The sequence below is a fragment of the Haloarcula onubensis genome (assembly GCF_031624605.1).
Taxonomy (GTDB): Archaea; Halobacteriota; Halobacteria; order Halobacteriales; family Haloarculaceae; genus Haloarcula; species Haloarcula onubensis.
The window spans coordinates 378402-396361 of the sequence record NZ_JAMQOS010000001.1 but is presented as its reverse complement, the minus strand read 5'-3'; the positions used below and the strand labels follow the sequence as shown (position 1 = coordinate 396361).

Genomic DNA, 17960 nt, shown 5'->3' with positions numbered 1-17960 from the left:
GGCAGTCGCCGGCGACCCGTTCAGGCGCTGGCGTTCGAGCCGCCAGTCGGGGCCGCCGCGGTGTCGCGGGCGGACTCGGCTTCGAGCAGTTCGCGGTAGCGGTCCCGGATGGTGACCGTGCTCACGTCGGTGGCCTCGCTGACCGTCTCCTGGGTGAGTTCCTCGTTGACCAGCAGGCCGGCGGCGTAGATGGCCGCGGCGGCCAGGCCGACGGGGCTCTTGCCGCTGTGAACGTTCTCGGCCTTGCCCGTCTCCAGTAGCTCGCGGGCCCGCCGCATCAGTTCGTCGCTGGCGTCGACGGCGGAGGCGAACTTGGTGAGGTAGTCGGCCGGGTCCGGCGGGCCGATTTCCAGCGCCAGTTCGCGGTTGATGTACCGGTAGGCACGCGTGAACTCCTGCTCGTCGACGCGGCTCACGAGTACCATGTCGTCGATGGTCTGGGGGAGGTTCGCCTGCCGGATGGCGGCATAGAGGGACGCCGTGGCGATGCCCTCGATGGAGCGGCCCGGCAACAGCCCCTCGTCCAGCGCCCGTCGGTAGACGACGCTCGCGGTCTCGCGGGCGCTCTCGGGGACGCCCAGCGCGGAACCCATCCGGTCGATTTCGCCCAGCGCCTGCTTGAGGTTGCGCTCGCTGTGGTCGCGGGTGCGAAAGCGCTCGTTCCAGGTGCGCAGCCGCTGCATCTTCTCGCGCTGGCTCGCCGACAGCTGGTTGCCGTTGGCGTCCTTGTTCTGCCAGCCGATGTTGGTCGAGAGCCCCTCGTCGTGCATCATCTTGGTCGTCGGCGCGCCGACGCGGGACTTCTGGTCGCGCTCGGCCGAGTCGAACGCGCGCCACTCGGGCCCGTGGTCTATCTCGTCTTCCTCGACGACGAGCCCGCAGTCCCCACAGACCGTCTCACCGCGGGACGCGTCGCTCGTGAGGGAACCGCCACAGTCCGGACAGCGGTGGTCGTCAGCGACCGCTTCTTCCTCGTCGTCAGCGCGTTCGTGGGCGTCGTAGGTGCTGAGTGTAGTCATAATGGGGGGTGCGAGGAAACCGTGGCTCGCTTGTCTATCTAGAAGAGGTCGACGGGTATCAGGGCTCGGTTGGCATATGCCGAACTGCCGTGACAGCGACTCACACGCCCGAGCGGCCGACCCGGAGCCGGCTCCCCTCGGCGACGGCCTCGTCGGCCTCGACGGGGCCCATCGAGCGAGTGACGAACGAGCGGACTATCCAGGCCTCGGCGCGCTGGAGGCGGTACTGCAGCGTCGACCGCGAGACGTCGAGCCGGTCGGCGAGGTCGGTCAGCGAGACGTCCCGCGGCGTGCGGTAGTAGCCGTAGTCGACGGCGGCCTCGACGGCGGCCTGCTGTTCCGGGGGGAGCTCCGCGAGGGTGACGGCCTCGTCGGCCCAGTAGGCCGGCTCGCCGAGCTGGCGGAACTCGACGGTGAGACCGGGGCGAAGCTCGGATTCCAGGGCCGAGAAGAGTTCGTCGACGCCGTCGTCCGAACAGAGCAGGAGCCGCCACTCACAGCGGCTCCCGCGGCGTTCGGTCTCACAGAGCAGTCCCTCGCCGACGTGTTCGATGGCGAGCCGGGGGATGGAGTGGCAGTCACCGGCCTCGGAGCGGTAGCTGTACACCGTTCGTCGGCCCGCCTCGCTCGCGATGACCTCGTAGTGCCACTCGGTCGCGCAGTCCCGGGTCCCGATACACTCGGTACACTGGACCGGGCTGTCGAAGACGGTGTCCAGTCGTTCCAGCGCCGACGCCGGACCGGCGACCCGTTCGAGCCGCCACATCCCGTCCTCGGTCACGTTGCAGGCGATAGAGCGAGAGTGGGCCTCCGGATGGTCGATGAACACGTCCATCAGGGGGTCTACGTTCCGGTCGTAGTCGATAGTGAAGATGAACTCGCGCACAGCCGTGGTACGCGGGCGGGGGATTTATAACCCAGCCCGAATTTCGGCGCATGCCGAACGGTTGGTGATGCCGCTGGCGGTCGTGGTTCGGGTATGTCGTGTCCGCAGACGGACGAAGACACCGCGTCGGCGTCCCCGGCCGTCGCCCGGCCGGGGCACAACTGGCGGCCCACGGTGGTCCAGGGCGCCCTCCTGTGGCTGGTGGTCGGGACCGCCTGGCTGTTGCCCCTCGCCGGGCCGCTCTCGCTCGGAACCGCCGCCGTCTCCGTCTTCGTCGCGCCGGTGTTGCCCGTCGCGCTGTGTTGTGACTACCGCCAGGCGAGAGCCAACGGCGAATGCGGCGCCGGCGTCGGCGCCTACCTCAGAAATCTCGCGGCCGACGTCCTGACCACGGTCCGGGACCGCGAGCCGCTGGGCAGCGCGCGGTGGTGAACCGCCCGCTCAGGTCTGGGCCCGCGCCTCGTCGAGCCAGCCGGGGTCCTCGACGGCGGTCGAGCCGACGCCGGTCAGCGAGTAGCGCCACTCGGCCGAGACGGCCTGTCCGCTCTCGGTCTCGCCGGCGAGCGTCCACGTCGTCAGGCGGGCGACGCCGTCGTCGTCGACGAGCGTGGCGATTTCGAACTCCGTGATGGTCACCTCCTCGTCCGTGTCGAAGGTGCCGGCCGCGACGCCCTGGTTGTAGGTCTGCCAGGCCTCGCGGTCGGTGTACTCGTAGCGGGAGACGGAGACGCCGTCGAAGGTCTCTCGGCCGGCGAACTGCGCGTCCTCCTCGAGGTAGGTGTAGAACGACGACGCGCGGCCGGTCGCGGACTCGAAGACGCTCGGGGCCTGGTCGGTGCTCGTGTAGTAGGCCTCGCCGTCGCTGCCGCCGTAGCGGGTGTAGCTCACGCCGTCGGCGATGAATATCTGGTAGTCCAGTCCGGTCTCGGAACCGCTCACCGACGAGTAGCGTTCGAGCGACCGGTTCGTCTCGAGGTCGACCTCGTAGCGGTCGCTGAAGGTACTGGTCGTGCCGTCGGCCGTGGTCAGCGTGTAGGACCACTCGGTGGTGAAACTCCCCGCGTCGCGGAGGCGCGTGTCGGCGTCGGACAGCGAGAGGCCGTCCGTCCCCGTCATCGCTCCGCCCGTCCCGCCCGACTCCGCGTCGGCCGCGGTCGGTTCGCCGGCGGTCGGCGTCGCTGTCGAGTCGTCGCTGTCCGGGGCCGTGTCCCCGCCGTCGTCGGTGACGCCGCCGCCGAAACAGCCGGCGAGGACGACCGTCAACACGACGAGTAGTGTGGCTAATCGTGGATACGTCATCACCACAAACACACCGGCAGAGGATATAAACTAGTATCTTTGATACGAGAGATAAATACGTAGACGAACGCTACGACCATCTAAATCTCGATGCGAGGAGAGCGATAGGTACTCTGATACGTCTCGTTACAGCCAGTCAGTCTCCGGGTCGATAGCGTCCGGCGGCCGCTCCCCCGCCAGGGCCGCCCGGACGTTCTCGGCGACGGTGCCGTTGAGGTCCGCGCGGGCCTCCGCGGAGTACCACGCCGCGTGGGGTGTGACGACACAGTTGTCGAGTTCCAGCAGCGGATGGTCGGCGTCCGGGGGCTCTTCCCGGAGCACGTCGAGGCCCGCGGCGGCGATGGCGCCCTCGCGGAGCGCCGCGGCCAGCGCGGCCTCGTCGACGAGCGCGCCGCGGCCGGTGTTGACGAGGACGGTCCCCTCGCCCATCGCGTCGAGCGCGTCGGCGTCGACCATCCCGCGGGTGTCCTCGGTCACCGGCGCGTGCAGGGAGACGTGGTCGGCCCGCGCGTACAGTTCGTCGAGGCCGACCTTCTCCACCCCGGCGTCGGCCATCGCGTCGGCGTCGACGTAGGGGTCGTAGGCCACCACGTCGACCTCGAAGCCCCGGAGTTGCTCGCGGACACGGCGGGCGATTGGGCCGAAAGAGACCAGGCCGAGCGTGGTCCCGCGCAGGCGGTGCAGTTCCCGCCCGCGCTCCCAGCCCCACTCGCCCGCCCGAGTGTCGCGGTCGTAGGCGGCGACGCCGCGGACGCAGTCGAGCAGGAGCGTGACGGTGTGGGTCGCCACCTCGCGGGTGCAGTAGTCGGGGGCGTTGGTGACGGCGACGCCGTGGTCGGCGGCCGCGGCCACGTCGACGTTCTCGATGCCGACGCCGGCCCGGGCGACGACGCGCAGGTCCTCGAGCGCGTCGAACACCGCGGGGCCGACGGGGGTGTTCACGTCGACGACGACGGCGTCCGCGCTCCCCTCGGCGGCGTCCAGCAGCGTCTTCGCCCCGTCGGCGACGACGACGTCGGCGTCGAGGCGGTCGCGGAGCAGGTCGGCGTCTATCATCGGGTCATCGCTGGCGACGACGCGGTCCATATCTGGGTAGTAGGGACCAGTGGATATAATGGACCGACCGCGTTCCCGAGGGCCGGGAACGGCGTATGGGCCGCCCTCACACGGTCGAGCGGCTTCGAACCGTTTAAGGCCGCGAGTACGGAACTGTCGACAACTCGCTGGACGACGGGCGCCAGCGGGCACCTGCGTGTGCAGGTCGGGATGTGAGTCCCCGGACGGGACTTGAACCACGCAACGCCCGTGGTGAAACACAATGGCACGAAGTGCATACTCGTACATCCGAGACGCATGGCAGACCCCCAAAGAGGGGAAACTGGCGGAACTGCAGTGGCAGCGCCAGCAGGAGTGGCGCACCGAGGGCGCCGTCGAGCGCATCGAGCGCCCGACCCGCCTCGACAAGGCCCGCTCGCAGGGCTACAAGGCGAAACAGGGCGTCGTCGTCGCCCGCGTCTCCGTCCGCAAGGGGAGCGCGCGCAAGCAGCGCCACACGGCCGGTCGGCGCTCGAAGCGCCAGGGCGTCACCCGCATCACCCGCCGGAAGAACCTCCAGCGCGTCGCCGAGGAGCGCGCCGCGCGGGTCTACCCGAACCTCCGGGTGCTGAACAGCTACTCCGTCGGCCAGGACGGCCGACAGAAGTGGCACGAGGTTATCCTCGTGGACCCCGAACACCCGGCCATCCAGAACGACGACGACCTCAACTGGATCTGTGAACCGGACCAGGCCGACCGCGTCTTCCGGGGCCTGACCGGCGCCGGCCGCCGGAACCGCGGGCTGAGCAAGAAGGGCAAGGGCACGGAGAAGACCCGCCCGTCCATCCGCTCGAACCAGGGCAAAGGCAAGTAAGACGAGGCGTCGAACGACTGACGCCTCGGGCGGAGCGGACTCGCCGACTTCTCGCGGTTTCGTGTGGCTATATAGCGCACCCGTGAGTGACATGAACAAATATGACAGACATATGAGAGATTTAATATACGCAGGTTCTGAACTACATTTGTGACCAAAGAAAACCGTGCGACCGATATGACGTGTCCTGAATGTGCGAACAACCCGATTCTCGAAGCAGACGACAGCGCCTTCTGCGACATCTGCAACCGGTATCTGGAGACGGCGACGCTCGTTAGCTGATTCACACGAACGAAATCAAGACGTATCGTCTCAGTAACGCCACAGTCCGACCGCGTCGTCACGCGTCGGCTACGCCCTGAGCTCCTGTCCTCGTGCGCCCTGTCGGCTACGCCCAGATGCCTTGCCCCTGTGCGCCCTGTCGGCTACGCCCAGATGCCTTGCCCCTGTGCGCCCTGTCGGCTACGCCCAGATGCCTTGCACCTCGTCCATGAGCGTCACCACCACGACGTGGGGGAGCGTGACGACGGCGATGAACACCAGATACAGCCCCACCCACTCGGGGACGGTCTCGGGCGGGTTCGGGACTGCGAACGCGAGGCCGCCCAGCAGACCGAGCGAGACGAGCGTCAGGGGAAACGCGTCGCGAGCGAAGCGGGCGAAGGCCGCGGTCACGGCCCCGCCGCCCAGCGCCGCCGTCGCCCCGTCGTCGACGAGCAGGAGGCGAGCGATGTGGCGCAGCGAGTGCCACAGACAGAAGTAGAGGCCGATGGCGAGCACGGGCGGGACGAGCGCGAAGTACGCGACGAGTCCGAGCGTCTCGGCGGCGTCGAGCCGCCACGACCCGCGGTCGTCGGCCCGGACGTATCCCAGCGCGAGCGTCGCGACGACGACGGCGCCGTAGGCCAGCCCCAGACCGAGGCGGACGTCCGGGCGGAAGGCGGGCGAGAGCGCAGCCACGGCGTCGGGAGCGAACCGACCCACGAGGGTCGTCGCGACCCGCCGGTACCACGCCGGGAACGCGAGCAGCGGGACGAGCATCGGCAGTCCGCCGCGGACGACGACGGTGCCCACCCGCTGGGCGCGAGAGCGGAGGTGTTCGGCGTCGGCCAGCGCAACGAGCGCGTAGAGGTCCCCCTGCCCCCAGTGGAACCACGTGACGACGATAAAGAGGGCGAACGCGGCGGCGGGCGCGAGGAACCAGCCGACGGCGTACGCCCCGCCGACGGCGGCGTAGAGGGCGACGACACGCGCGATGGCCCGCCGGTCCGGTCGCCGGCCGCGAGTCCGGGCCACGGCGAGGTGGTCGACGGCGCCGTGGGGCAGCCCCAGCAACAGGACGCTCGCGGCCAGCGGCGCGTACTGGAGGCCCGGCGGGAGTCGGAGTCCGACCGCGAAGGGCACGACGGCGACGGCCAGCGCGGCCCACCCGGGGGCGAACGCGACCGGCCGGAGCGTCTCGCGAGCGGCCGTCTGTGGCGCCGGGACACCCATGCTCACTGCCTCCGAAACACCGCGCCCAGCCGCGCCGTCGCCGGCCGGTCGGCCGCCGCCCAGCGTTCGACGACCCAGACGTACAGCACGAGTCCCTGAACGACGAACAGCGAGGTCAGCAGGAAGAAGGCGGCCTCCTCGATTGGGAGTCCCAGCAGCGGGACGACGGCGCCGGTGGTGTAGCGCGCGGAGATGGTCCAGAGCCCGACGCCGATGGCGATGCGGTCGACGACCCAGAGATACAGCGTCGGCACGAGCGTCCCCGCCAGGACGACGCGCCACTCGGCGGCCAGGAACGGCCAGCCGAAGGCCCACTGGATGGCCAGGATGGGGGCGCTCCAGACCAGGAGCGAACCCAGATACAGGCCGCTGTCCGACCCGAGCAGCGCGAGCCCCGCCGCGGCGACCACGCCGGCGCCGCCCAGTCCCAGCGCCCGTTCTGGCAGCGGAATCGACAGCGGCCGCGCCGTCTCGACCGGAAAGCGGGCGGCCCACAGCGCGACCCCCAGTGGCTGGAGGACGAAGAAGAGATACTCGCCAAGCGGCGCGGCCCCGAGTCGAACGAGGACGGCGCCCTCGCCGTACCACCAGACGCCGCGGCTGATGAGGTAGTTGTCCCAGGGTGTCGTGTAGACCAGCGCCAGCCCGGCGAGTAGGAGCGTCCCCGTGAGCACGTCGCGCCGGGACCCCAGGCGGTAGCGAGCGAGGACTGCCAGGACGGTGAGGACAGGGAGGACAGCCACGGCGTGAAAGACGAGGTAGCCGACGCCGGCAGTCATCGCCGGGTCTCTCTCAGCCCCGCCACGTCGGCTGGCCGTGGCTGGTCCGTCCGGTCGGCGCGGCACCGGGGGCGCGCTCGGAGACGGCGCTGACGGCGTAGAAGGTCGCCTCCGGGTCGCCGTTGCGCCGCCAGTGCCACCACGTCCGGGCGAGCAGCCAGAGCCGACGCCGCCGGGTCAGGTCCGGCGTCTCAGTCAGCACGTCGTAGCCCCGCGAGCGGATGAGTCGGTGGTGTTCGGCGTACAGCACGGCCGACAGTAAGACGGCAAACTGGCAGTCATCGGGGAGATAGCGGATACCGGCGACGCCCTCGCGGTAGAGGTCCTCCGTCCGGGCGAGTTCCTCCTGCATCACCGCGCGAAAGCCCTCGTCGACCTCGGCCCTGGCGAGTTGCTCCTCGGTGACGCCGTGGCGCTCCAGGGTCTCCTGCGGGAGATACACCCGGCCGTAGTCGTGGATGTCCTCGCGGACGTCACGGAGGAAGTTCGATAGCTGGAACGCCTCGGCCAGCGCCTGGGCGTGGGGGAGGGCGGTGTCGGCCTGGGGCGGGTCCATCACCATCGTCATCATGTTGCCGACGGCGACGGCGGAGCCCCGCATGTACTCCCGCAAGTCCTCGAACGTCTCGTAGCGGGCCTGGGCGATGTCCATCTCCATCGCGTCGACGAAGACGTTCACCTCCTCGTCCTGGATGTCGTGGGCCTCACGGAGCTGCTGGAACGCCGCGAGCACTTCGCCGTCGGGCAGTTCCGCCGGGTCGCGGTTCCCGAGGGCGGCCTCGCGAATCTCCTCCAGCCGTTCGTGTTTGACGTTCGGCGGGGGGCCGTCGGGCTGGTCGACGACCTCGTCGGCGACCCGGAAGAAGGCGTACATCACGTACGTCGGGTGTCGAATCCGCTCGGGCAGGAGGCGGGTCGCGAGGTGGAAGGTCCGACCGGTCTGCTGTTGAATCGACTTGCTGGTTCGGATGTTGTCAGATTGCATTATGGCGACAGGGTGGTCTGCGTAGTGGTTTTCGACGCGCTGTGACGGTCACGCCGCCGGGGAGCGTGCAGGGAGCGGGGGTACGAGCCCCGACGCGTGGCTCGGAGGCACGACGACGCCGGCCGGCTCGTGAGACCCAATTGGGACATCGTATGGTCGGTATAAGCACAGGACGGGTTTAAATTACCTGCCAAACTGGGTCGGATAGGGGCCTGACGGCGGCTCCTCGGCGTTCGAAGACGGCCCTACCACGTCTCGAAAATCGCTTCGAGCAGCTTGCGCTCGCCGGCCCGGAGGTGCTGGTGGAAGGTAGAGGGACAGATACCCATCGACTCGGCCAGTTCCTCGCCGGAGACGTCCCGCGGCCAGTCGAAAAAGCCCCCGAGATACCCCTTCCGGAGCGCCGTGAGCTGTCGGTTCGTCAGACGCTCTTCGAGCGTCCCGAGGAACGCCTGCCGCGAGACCGGCGGCTCGTCGCGCTCGCGGACCGAGAGGAGGTCGGTGCTCGGGTAGTGGTCCCGGACCTGCTCGACGATGCTGCGGGTCTCCGTCGTCGACGGGAGCGTGACGGTAAAGCGGGCGTGCTCGGGCGTGACGACGATTTCACGCGTCTCGGCCCCGCGGTCGGCCAGCAGCGAGACGACCGGCGGCTCGGTGACGGTGAACTCGAACAGCGCCGTCGACTCGGCGGTCGAGACGTGGGTGGCGGCGGTGACGTGGGGGTGGTCGCCGGCCACGGCACACACCGTCGAGGGGTCGTCGCTCTCGACGAGGAAGAACATCACCGTCTCCTCGTCGCCGGCGACGCTGCCGCCGTACTCCAACCGACAGCCCAGTTCGCGGGCCAGCGAGACGAAGAAGATGTCGTCGTCCCGTATCTGGAGTTCGAGTTCGGTGACGTTGTCCGCGGTCAGCAGGCGGCTGGTCTCTGTGGCGTCGATGGCGGTGGCGACGGCCTGGCCCACCGCGCCCAGGACGGCCCGCTCGCGGGGGTCGAACACGTCCGCGACGTCGGCGTAGACGGTGAGGACGCCGTACAGCGACTCCCCGGCGACCAGCGGCACCGCCGCGAGGCTCGCGACGTCGGCGCCGGCCAGCGTGGCGTGGGTCTCGCCGACGTCGTCCGTGAACTGTATCTCCTCGGTCCGAGCGGCCAGGGCGACGGGGTCGTCGGCGTCCAGTGAGACGGCCAGGTCAGCCTCGCGGTCGTCCGACAGCGCCGCCGGCCGAATCGTCTCGTCCCGCAGGTCGAACTCGCCGACCCAGGCGAACCGATAGGAGTCGACGGTCGCCAGTCGGTCGACGACGGTCTGTTGAATCGCGGCCCGCGAGTCCGCGCCCATCACGTCGTCCATCACCGCGGTGATGAGCCCCTCGACGCGGTCGACGAGGTGCTGGAGGTTCGAGCGCTCGGCCTTGAGCTGCTCGCTCCGTCGCTCGGCGGCCAGCTCGGCCAATTTCCGTTGTGTAATGTCGATGTGGGCCACGACGGCGCTGCCGTCTTCCTCCGGCGGGAGCGGCGCGACGCGCATCAGGAACCACTGCTTCTCGTCCGGCGAGTGACAGGGGTACTCGAGCGTGAAGAGGTCGCGTTCGCCGGCGATGACGGCCTCGATTCCCTCGACGGCCTGCCCGGCGTACTCGTCGGCGTCGACGTCCGTCGTCCCGAAGTAGTTCACCCCGCGCATCTCGCCCTCGTCGGCGCTCGCGAACTCGCGCCAGGCGCGGTTCGTGAACAGAATCGTCCCCTCGTCGTCGAGGACGGCGATGTTGATGGGAAGCGTGTCGAGCGTCGAGTGGACGAGCGTCTGAGGTGGTTGCATGGTCGAACCGGCGCCGTGTGACAGCCGATAGGAAGAGTAGTCATGGCAGTTTCATAAACGTATGGCCGCCCCCGGGGAGTGGTCGAGTCGGCGGGAACCGGCCCGCCGACCCACCGAGTCTCCGACCGGTCGTGTGGCCCGATTCGCTGCCAAGTAGACGCCGACTCGCTTGCCCGCTCGGAAAACGATTTATCCTGTCAGTCACTACTACGGTCTATGTTCGGGTCCCGGCGCGGCGGGGAGACGGTGACCTGCATCGCCTGTGGGGCGGAGTGTCCCCGGTCGGACGCCCGCGAGTACGACAAGCACGGCGACCGCTGGGACCGCCAGGACAAGAGCTTCGAGTATCTCTGCAAGGCGTGTTTCACCGAGACCTGCCGCCAGCCACGCGACGGACTGGAGGCGACGCTGGCGGCGGCCGAGGCCGGTGAGACCGACCGGGAGACCTTCCTGCGGCAGTTCCGGGAGCTGGCGGGCGACCGGAACGTAGAGCGGGAGTGAACGGTCGTTTCGTGGCGGCCGTCGGCCGGAGTGAGCGCCCCCTGGCCCGCGACGGGCCCGCCCGAACTGCTTTCCGGGGCCGGCGGGCGTCCGATGTGGTGACCGTGCGCCGTCGACCGTACCGAGACCCGCGAAATCGGTGTTCTGAGACCATTTATCGTCTACGAGAGGAGTCCTCGGCTATCGGTGGACGGAACACCGATAAATCATATAACGCGATATATAATCGTCATGGCCGTGACCGCTAGCCCGACTCCCGTCGCTGCTTGTCAGTGTCCGGTCGCGTCCGCCGGCTCTCGCGGTAGACGTCGCCGGGAGACTCGCTGGCGGCGACGAAGGTGCCGAGTGTCACGCCGTAGATGGCGTGGCCGACGTGGAACACCAGCGCGTCCTCGGACTGGAGCTCGCGGCCGAGGAGGCGGACGAAGACGACGCGCGAACCGAACGCCGAGAGACAGAGCCCGTACACGAGCCCGCGCAGGACGCTCACACGCTCCGACTCGGTGTGGTCGTCCACGGTCGGGACACTGGCCAGCAGCCCGTAGGCGGCACCGCCGACGATACCGTAGAGGATGTGCAACACCAGCCCGGGCACGAAGTGCTGGTCGACGTCGCCGCCGCCGACGTACCGCGCCCAGAACTCGGCTGTCGGGGGGAGCCCCCGGAAGACGGGGAGGCGATAGACGGTCATGACTGCCGTCGCGGCGAGCCCCCCGAGAGCGCCCCGGGCGACCGCCCGAACGAGTCGCGCACGCGCCGGGAGCCGCGTCTCCGTTCGTCGCTCCCGATGTGCTGGTCGGTGACTGGAAGACATTGTCTCCAGTCGACAGACACTCGACAGCGGCTTCTAACTGTGGCTGGCCGTCGCAAGCCGCGGCGGCGCCGGAAAGCGCCACAGAGAGACGCGTCGCGTCGGTCACCCCGACAGCCCTAACTACACCCTGGGCGTAGCCGGGGGCATGACTGCAGAAGACGCCCAGTCGGCGGCCGGCACCGCCGAAGGGCAAGGCCCCGTCGAGATAGACGAGGAGATGGCCCGCCACCTCGCGAACAAGCGCGAGGAGCTGTTCGAGAAGTTCGGCATCCGCGACGAGTTCCCGCCCGAAGTGCTAGAAGAGGCCGAGGCGCGAACCGAGGACGTCCACGCCGAGATACAGGCGGAGAGAGACGAACGCCGTGACCTCCGCGAGATGACCACGTGGACGACCGACCCCATCGACGCCCAGGACTTCGACGACGCCATCTCCGTCGAGGAGCGCGAGGAGGAGTACGTCCTCTGGGTCCACATCGCCGACGTGACCCACTACGTCAACCCGGAGACGGCGATGTGGGACGAGGCCGTCGAGCGGGGCAACACCGTCTATCTCCCGGCCTACACCATCCACATGCTCCCGCCCGTGCTGGCCGAGACCGTCTGCTCGCTCGTGCCCAACGAGGAGCGACTGGCCCACACGGTCGAGATGCACCTCGACAAGGAGAACCTGGGCTACGAGTCCATCGACATCTACAAGTCCGTCATCGAGAGCGACGCCCGCCTGACCTACACGGAGGCCGAGCGACTGCTGGACGACCCCGACAGCGCCGACGACCTGCTCGAAGACCCCGACGTCGACCTCGCGGAGAAGACCGAACTGGTCTGGGAGCTTGCCGACCGGATGCACGAACAGCGAAAGGAGGAGGGGTCGCTCGTCCTGAACCCCGCTCGTGACCGCGCCCACACCATCATCGAGGAGTGCATGCTGAAAGCGAACAAGGCCGTCACGCACGAGCTGATGTGGTCCCGCGGCGTCGAGGCGATGTACCGGGTCCACCCCCAGCCAAGCCCCGACGAGTGGGACGAGGCGCTCGTCGAGATTCAGGAACTGGACGGCGTCTCCATCCCGGGGTCGGCGTGGGACGACCCGCGCAAGGCCGTCAACGCCACGCTCGAAGACGCCCCCAAGCGCCAGCTCGACAAGATTCAGTGGGCCGTGATGAAGGTGATGCCCCGCGCGAAGTACATGAACGACCCGTTCGGCGGCCACCACGCGCTGAACTTCGAGATATACGGCCACTTCACCTCGCCCATCCGGCGCCTCTCCGACCTCATCAACCACTGGATAGTCTACACGAACGACGTGCCGGAGGACCTCGTCGCGCTGTGTGACCGCGCCAGCGACCGCCAGAAGGACGCCGAGCAGTGCGAACGCGAGTACAAGCAGTTCCTCGAAGAGGTCGGCCTGGACCCGTCGGCAGTGAACAACCGCGGGCTGGAAGTCGTCGACGAGGAGTGAGCCGCGGTCGTCGACTCCGTTAGCCGTCCTCGCCGAGGTGTTCGTGGCTCCACTCTAGCAGCCCCTCGATGATGGGTTCGAGGTCCTCGCCGGCGGCGGTCAGCGAGTAGTTCACCCGGACGGGTTTGTCCTCGACCACGTCGCGGACGACCAGCCCGGCGTCCTGCAGGTCCTCGAGCGCGTCCGACAGCACCTTGTCCGAGATGCCGTCGACGCGGCTCTTCATGTCGTTGAACCCCTGTGGGCCCTCCGTCAGCAACGTGTAGAGCAACAGCGGATGCCACTTTTTCCCCAGTATGGCGGTCGCCCGCTGGAGCGACTCACCGCGCGCGTAGAGACTCGTCGGATTCCCCTTCCCAGTCATGGCGGGTTCCCGTGCCCGTTCATGTTCCCGCGTTCCAGTCGGCAAGTAATATAGCTACGGGCCGATGGACAAACGCTTTGGCCCGCACGGCCGCGTGTGGGGACGTGAGCCCTCCAACCCCCGCGATTCGAACGGACGGTTTACGGAAACGATACGGCGACGCCGTCGCCGTCGCCGGTCTCGACCTCGCCGTCGACGCCGGCAGCGTCTTCGGCTTCCTGGGGCCCAACGGCGCCGGAAAGACCTCCACCATCCGCATCCTGACGACGCTGACCACGCCGACGGCCGGCACCGCACACGTCGCCGGCCAGCCGGTCAGCGACCGGGGGGCGGTCGTCGAACACATCGGTTTCCTCCCCGAGGAGCCGCCGCTGTACGACGAACTCACCGGCCGCGAGCAACTGGAGTACATCGCCGGGCTGCGCGGCCACGAGGACTGGGACCGGGTGGAGTCGCTGCTCGAGCGGTTCGACCTCGCCGAGGACGCCGACCGCCGGGTCGAGACCTACTCGAAGGGGATGAAACAGAAGCTCGGCCTGGTCCAGGCGCTGGTTCACGAGCCCGACGTCCTCTTTCTGGACGAGCCGACGAGCGGGCTCGACCCGCGGGCGGCCCGCACCGTCCGGGCGACCATCGACGAGGTCGCCGCCGCCGACACCACCGTCTTCCTCTCGACGCACATCCTCCCGGTCGTCGAGGAACTGGCCGACACCGTCGGCGTTCTCTACGACGGCGAACTCGTCGCCGAGGGGTCGCCCGCCGAACTGACCGAGGGCGTCGCGACAGGGTCGACCCTGGAGGACGTGTTCCTCGAAGTGACGAGCGAGCCACGATGAACTGGCCAGACCGCGACCGGGCCGGCCGTATCGCCCGGGTCGAACTGCGTCGGACGTGGCGCTCGCTTCGGGCCAGCAACAGAGGAATCCTCCTGGTTCTCGGCGGGCTGGTGATGGTGCCGCTGTACAGCCTCGCTATCGGCGCGATGGCCTACCTCGGCGGCGGCGAAATCCGCACCGCAGCCCCCGGCGACGTCAGGCTCGCGACGACGGGCATCGTGGTCGGGCTCCTGGGACTGACCGGCTTCGTCGTCCTCCAGCGGACCGTCAAACGGACCGGCGAGCCCGACGCCGCCGACGGGCTGTTGACGACCGTCCGCTACGAGGACGCCCTCGCGGGGCTGCTGGCCGCCGAATTCGGCCGCCTGCTCGCGGTCGCCGCGCTCCCGCTGACCGCGCTCACCGTCGGCGTGACCGTCGGGAGTGGGCTGCCCCTGCTGGGACTCGCGGTGATGGCGACGAGCGTGCTGGTCGTCCTGTTCGGGCTGCTCGCGAGCTACGCTGTCGGACTGAGCCTCAAGCTGGTCGTCGCCCGCTCGGCCTTCGTCGCCCGCCACCGGGCCGTCCTCGGCGGCCTCGCCTCACTGGGAATCGTGCTCGCCTGGCTGGTGGCCTGGGGGACCGACAGCGTCCAACTGGCGCTGCTGCGGGCCGCGACGAACTCGCCGCTGTCGTGGCTGGGCGAACTCGTCTTGCTCGCGGTCCCGTCGGTCGGGGCCGCGCCGCTGGCCGCCGCTGTCGCCGCCGCCGTCGTGCTCGGGGGCCTCCCGGTCGCCGGGCTCGCCTGTCTCTGGCTGGCCGAGCGGGTGTGGTACGGCGACGCGGTCCAGCCCGACCACGAGTTCGACGCCGACGGCCGGTCGCTGTCGGACCGACTGCTCGCGGGGCGGGTGTCGACGGCCACCCGCGTCGTCGCGGGGAAGTCCTGGCGCCGGGCGAGACGCGCCCCCCTGACCGTCCAGTTCGCCGTCGCGCCGGCGTTCCTGCTGGTCGTCCAGCTCCAGACGCTCCTGCTGGAGCGGACCGTCCCGCCGACGTTACCCCTGACCGCCGGGCTGGCGACCGCCGCGGCCGCCGGCGCAGCCTTCACCCTCAATCCGCTGGGCGGCGAGGAGCGGGTCCTGCCGCTGACGCTGACGGCCGACGTCTCCGGGCGACAGTTCGTCACCGGGCTCGCGCTGGCCGGTTTGCTCCCCGGCGTCGGGCTGGCGACGCTGTTCGTCGTCGGGTTCGGACTGGCCGCCGGGACGCCACCGGCGACCCTCGCGGCCGCAGTGACGACCGCGCTGGTGGCGACGCTCGCGGCCCCGTGGGTCGCCGCCGCGGCGGGCGTCATCTTCCCGAAGTTCGAGGCGTCGACGGTCCGTGGCAAGTCGGTGACCGTCCCGAGCGGCTTCGCCTTCGGGTTCTACCTCGCCGTCCTCGGTACCGTCGCGGCCCCCGGCGCCGGCGCCGTCGCCGTGTCGACACTCGCCCCCTCGCTGGTGCCGGTCGGAACGGCCGCGCTGCTGGTCGGGGGCGTCACCGCGACGCTCCTGCTCGCCGCCGTCGCCGCGCCGATGGGGTACCTCTACGCCGCCAACCGCGTGGGCACGTATCGGCTGGAGTAACTCAGCAGACCGGCTTCGGGTCCAGCCCCATCGATTCGAGCGCGTCGGCGTACTCCCGGTAGGCGACGCCGACCGCCTCGACGGCCGCGTCGCGTGCCCGCTCGCGGCCGGACTCGTCGAGCGCCGCGAGCGCGTCACGGGCCGGGCCGAGGTCGCTCGCCCCGCTGCGTAAGTCCCGGACCACGTCGGCGCTGCCCTCCTCGGCCTCGTTGACGAAGAAGCTGACGACCTGCAGGTAGAACCGGTCGAGCACCAGCGCCGGGGCGACGAGTCCGGCGCCGACGCGCTCCGAAGTACCGTCGACGGTATCGAGGTGGGCCGAGAGGGCGTCGGCGTCCCCCGGCGCGGCGTCGATACGTTCGGCCCGGTCGCCCGCGGCCGACGTGGCACGGTCGAACGCGTCGGCGACAGCGTCCAGGTCGCTCTCACGAGCGTCGCCCGCCCAGCCCTCGAGCCCGTCGCGCAGGCCGGCCTCCCGCGTCGCCGCCGCCGTCCAGATAGCGTCGGCCTCCAGGTTCGCGCCCGTCGCGGCGATGAGTGCCTTGTCCGAGCCGATGCGGCTTCGCTCGGTGGTCGTCGCCTCCTCGACAGCCTCGATGGTGTCAGCGGCGTCCATACCCCAAGCAGGGGCGCTCGGGCCATACATCCTCCGCCCGATTTATCGGCGCCGAGCGCCTCTCGCCGATATGGTCGAGAATCCACCCGAGCCGCCGACGGAGCATCCCTCGCTCTCGGCGGCGACGCTGAAAGAACGGCTCGACGCGGGCGACTCCGTCCGACTGCTCGACGTCCGCGACCGCGACGAGTTCGAGGCGTGGCACATCGACGGGCCGACCGTTTCGGCGACCCAGCTCCCGTTCGCGAAGTTCCTGCAGGCGAAGGTGACCGGCGACGTCGAGGGCCTCCTCGACGACATCGACGGCGACGGCCCCATCACCGCCGTCTGTGCCCGCGGCGAGGCCAGCGCATTCGTCGCCGGGCTACTGGTCGAGCACGGCGTCGACGCGCGCAATCTCGCCGACGGGATGGAGGGGTGGGCGCGACTCTACGAGGCCCACCGACTCCCGACCGACTCGGTGACCGTCCTGCAGTACGAGCGTCCGGCCTCCGGCTGCCTCTCCTATCTGGTCGTCAGCGGCGACGAGGCCGCCGTCGTCGACCCGTTGCGGGCCTTTACCGACCGCTACGTCGAGGACGCCGCCGACCACGGCGCGACGCTGCGCTACGCCGTCGACACCCACGTCCACGCCGACCACGTGAGCGGGGTCGCCCACCTCGCGGCCGACCACGGCGTCGAACCGGTCGTCCCCGCCCGCGCCGTCGACCGCGGCGTCTCGTTCGACGTGACCGAACTCCCCGCCGACGGCTCGCTGTCGGTCGGGTCGACGACGCTCGACGCCGTTCCCCTGCCGGGCCACACCACCGGCATGACGGGATTCCGCGTCGGCGAGACGCTGCTGGCTGGCGATAGCGTCTTTCTGGAGAGCGTCGCCCGCCCGGACCTCGAAGCCGGCGACGACGGCGCGCCGGAACTGGCGCGAGAGCTCTACGAGACGCTCACCGAACGCCTCGCCGCCCTCCCCGAGGACACGCTCGTCGCGCCGGGCCACCGCGCCGAGACGACCGAACCCGCGGCCGACGGGACCTACACCGCCCGGCTCGGCGAGCTACGGGACCGCCTCCCTGCGCTCGCCCTCGACCGCGAGACGTTCGTCGAGCGCATCTGTGGCGACATCCCGCCCCGACCCGCCAACTTCGAGCGCATCGTCGCCATCAACCTCGGCACCGACGCCGCCGACGACGACACCGCGTTCGAACTCGAACTCGGCCCGAACAACTGCGCGGCGGCGCCGCTCTAGAACGGCAGTCGCCGGCGGAGCTGCTCCAGCAGCGACACGTCGTCCTCGCTCGTCTCCGGCCCCACCACGTCCTCGTCGGGGAGGATGAGTGTCCGCTCGTCGTCCCGCTCGACGACGATGAGGTCGTCGTCTTTGAGCGCGGCCAGCGCGTCCTCTATCTGGTCGATGGTGACGTCGGCTCGCGAGCGAATCTCGAACACCGTCATCCCCTCCTGGTGACGGTCCGCGAGCGCGTCGAGCACCACAACCTCCGTCTCGTCCCGGTTGCGGTACTCCGGCTTCGCTCTCATACCACTCCCTAAACCCGGCTGGCTCTTGGCTTT

19 protein-coding genes are annotated in these 17960 nt (G+C 69.7%); 7 read left to right on the top strand and 12 right to left on the bottom strand.

Annotation, left to right across the window (positions count from 1 at the left end; translation table 11 throughout):
• Positions 1–20: 20 nt before the first annotated feature.
• A complete protein-coding gene (locus NDI86_RS02065) occupies positions 21–1019 on the bottom strand; it encodes a transcription initiation factor IIB (protein ID WP_310898732.1) in 999 nt (332 codons plus the stop codon).
• Between the two features lie 100 nt (positions 1020–1119).
• A complete protein-coding gene (locus NDI86_RS02060; RefSeq protein WP_310898731.1) occupies positions 1120–1905 on the bottom strand; it encodes a helix-turn-helix domain-containing protein in 786 nt (261 codons plus the stop codon).
• Positions 1906–1998: 93 nt separating this feature from the next.
• Here NDI86_RS02060 and NDI86_RS02055 point away from each other — a divergent pair, with 93 nt between their 5' ends.
• Positions 1999–2337, top strand: coding sequence for a hypothetical protein (locus tag NDI86_RS02055; RefSeq protein ID WP_310898730.1), 339 nt, complete (start codon positions 1999–2001; stop codon positions 2335–2337).
• Positions 2338–2346: 9 nt separating this feature from the next.
• On the opposite strand, the gene NDI86_RS02050 is transcribed toward NDI86_RS02055, so the two are convergent.
• Positions 2347–3204, bottom strand: a complete 858-nt coding sequence (locus NDI86_RS02050; RefSeq protein ID WP_310898729.1) for a DUF7537 family lipoprotein — start codon at positions 3202–3204, stop codon at positions 2347–2349.
• Positions 3205–3330: 126 nt separating this feature from the next.
• Positions 3331–4290 (bottom strand): C-terminal binding protein, encoded by a 960-nt coding sequence (locus NDI86_RS02045; RefSeq protein WP_310898728.1) that lies wholly within the window; start codon positions 4288–4290, stop codon positions 3331–3333.
• Positions 4291–4522: 232 nt separating this feature from the next.
• Here NDI86_RS02045 and NDI86_RS02040 point away from each other — a divergent pair, with 232 nt between their 5' ends.
• Positions 4523–5113, top strand: coding sequence for a 50S ribosomal protein L15e (locus NDI86_RS02040; RefSeq protein WP_310898727.1), 591 nt, complete (start codon positions 4523–4525; stop codon positions 5111–5113).
• Positions 5114–5575: 462 nt separating this feature from the next.
• Here the strand turns inward: NDI86_RS02040 and NDI86_RS02035 are convergent, their stop codons facing one another.
• The 4 genes from NDI86_RS02035 to NDI86_RS02020 form a co-directional block, all read right to left on the bottom strand.
• Positions 5576–6607, bottom strand: coding sequence for a Brp/Blh family beta-carotene 15,15'-dioxygenase (locus tag NDI86_RS02035; RefSeq protein ID WP_310898726.1), 1032 nt, complete (start codon positions 6605–6607; stop codon positions 5576–5578).
• Positions 6608–6609: 2 nt separating this feature from the next.
• On the bottom strand, positions 6610–7386 hold the full coding sequence (locus NDI86_RS02030) for a lycopene cyclase domain-containing protein (protein ID WP_310898725.1): 777 nt from the start codon (positions 7384–7386) through the stop codon (positions 6610–6612).
• A gap of 13 nt (positions 7387–7399) precedes the next feature.
• Complete coding sequence (locus NDI86_RS02025) at positions 7400–8371, bottom strand: phytoene/squalene synthase family protein (protein WP_310898724.1); 972 nt, start codon at positions 8369–8371, stop codon at positions 7400–7402.
• Between the two features lie 245 nt (positions 8372–8616).
• On the bottom strand, positions 8617–10194 hold the full coding sequence (locus tag NDI86_RS02020; RefSeq protein ID WP_310898723.1) for a bacterio-opsin activator domain-containing protein: 1578 nt from the start codon (positions 10192–10194) through the stop codon (positions 8617–8619).
• Between the two features lie 216 nt (positions 10195–10410).
• On the opposite strand from NDI86_RS02020, the gene NDI86_RS02015 reads away from it, so the two are divergent.
• Positions 10411–10695, top strand: coding sequence for a DUF7562 family protein (locus NDI86_RS02015; protein ID WP_310898722.1), 285 nt, complete (start codon positions 10411–10413; stop codon positions 10693–10695).
• Between the two features lie 244 nt (positions 10696–10939).
• On the opposite strand, the gene NDI86_RS02010 is transcribed toward NDI86_RS02015, so the two are convergent.
• The gene (locus NDI86_RS02010; protein WP_310898721.1) at positions 10940–11509 is read right to left on the bottom strand and encodes a hypothetical protein; all 570 of its coding nucleotides are present in this window, start codon (positions 11507–11509) and stop codon (positions 10940–10942) included.
• A gap of 145 nt (positions 11510–11654) precedes the next feature.
• Between NDI86_RS02010 and NDI86_RS02005 the strand changes: the two genes are divergently transcribed.
• Positions 11655–12968 (top strand): RNB domain-containing ribonuclease, encoded by a 1314-nt coding sequence (locus tag NDI86_RS02005; RefSeq protein ID WP_310898720.1) that lies wholly within the window; start codon positions 11655–11657, stop codon positions 12966–12968.
• A 19-nt stretch (positions 12969–12987) separates the two neighbouring features.
• Here the strand turns inward: NDI86_RS02005 and NDI86_RS02000 are convergent, their stop codons facing one another.
• Complete coding sequence (locus NDI86_RS02000) at positions 12988–13332, bottom strand: winged helix-turn-helix transcriptional regulator (protein ID WP_310898719.1); 345 nt, start codon at positions 13330–13332, stop codon at positions 12988–12990.
• 104 nt (positions 13333–13436) lie between these two features.
• Between NDI86_RS02000 and NDI86_RS01995 the strand changes: the two genes are divergently transcribed.
• Both NDI86_RS01995 and NDI86_RS01990 read left to right on the top strand, forming a co-directional pair.
• Positions 13437–14168, top strand: coding sequence for an ABC transporter ATP-binding protein (locus NDI86_RS01995; RefSeq protein WP_310898718.1), 732 nt, complete (start codon positions 13437–13439; stop codon positions 14166–14168).
• Entirely contained in the window at positions 14165–15778 is a 1614-nt protein-coding gene (locus NDI86_RS01990; protein ID WP_310898717.1) for a hypothetical protein, read from the top strand. Before NDI86_RS01995 ends, NDI86_RS01990 begins: the two co-directional genes overlap by 4 nt.
• Position 15779: 1 nt before the next feature.
• On the opposite strand, the gene NDI86_RS01985 is transcribed toward NDI86_RS01990, so the two are convergent.
• Positions 15780–16394 (bottom strand): transcription antitermination protein, encoded by a 615-nt coding sequence (locus NDI86_RS01985; protein ID WP_310898716.1) that lies wholly within the window; start codon positions 16392–16394, stop codon positions 15780–15782.
• Positions 16395–16464: 70 nt separating this feature from the next.
• Here NDI86_RS01985 and NDI86_RS01980 point away from each other — a divergent pair, with 70 nt between their 5' ends.
• Positions 16465–17637: an MBL fold metallo-hydrolase gene (locus NDI86_RS01980; protein ID WP_310898715.1), complete on the top strand. Its 1173-nt coding sequence runs from the start codon at positions 16465–16467 to the stop codon at positions 17635–17637.
• Here the strand turns inward: NDI86_RS01980 and NDI86_RS01975 are convergent.
• Entirely contained in the window at positions 17634–17927 is a 294-nt protein-coding gene (locus NDI86_RS01975) for a DUF6432 family protein (RefSeq protein WP_310898714.1), read from the bottom strand. The genes NDI86_RS01980 and NDI86_RS01975 overlap by 4 nt on opposite strands.
• Positions 17928–17960: the final 33 nt, after the last annotated feature.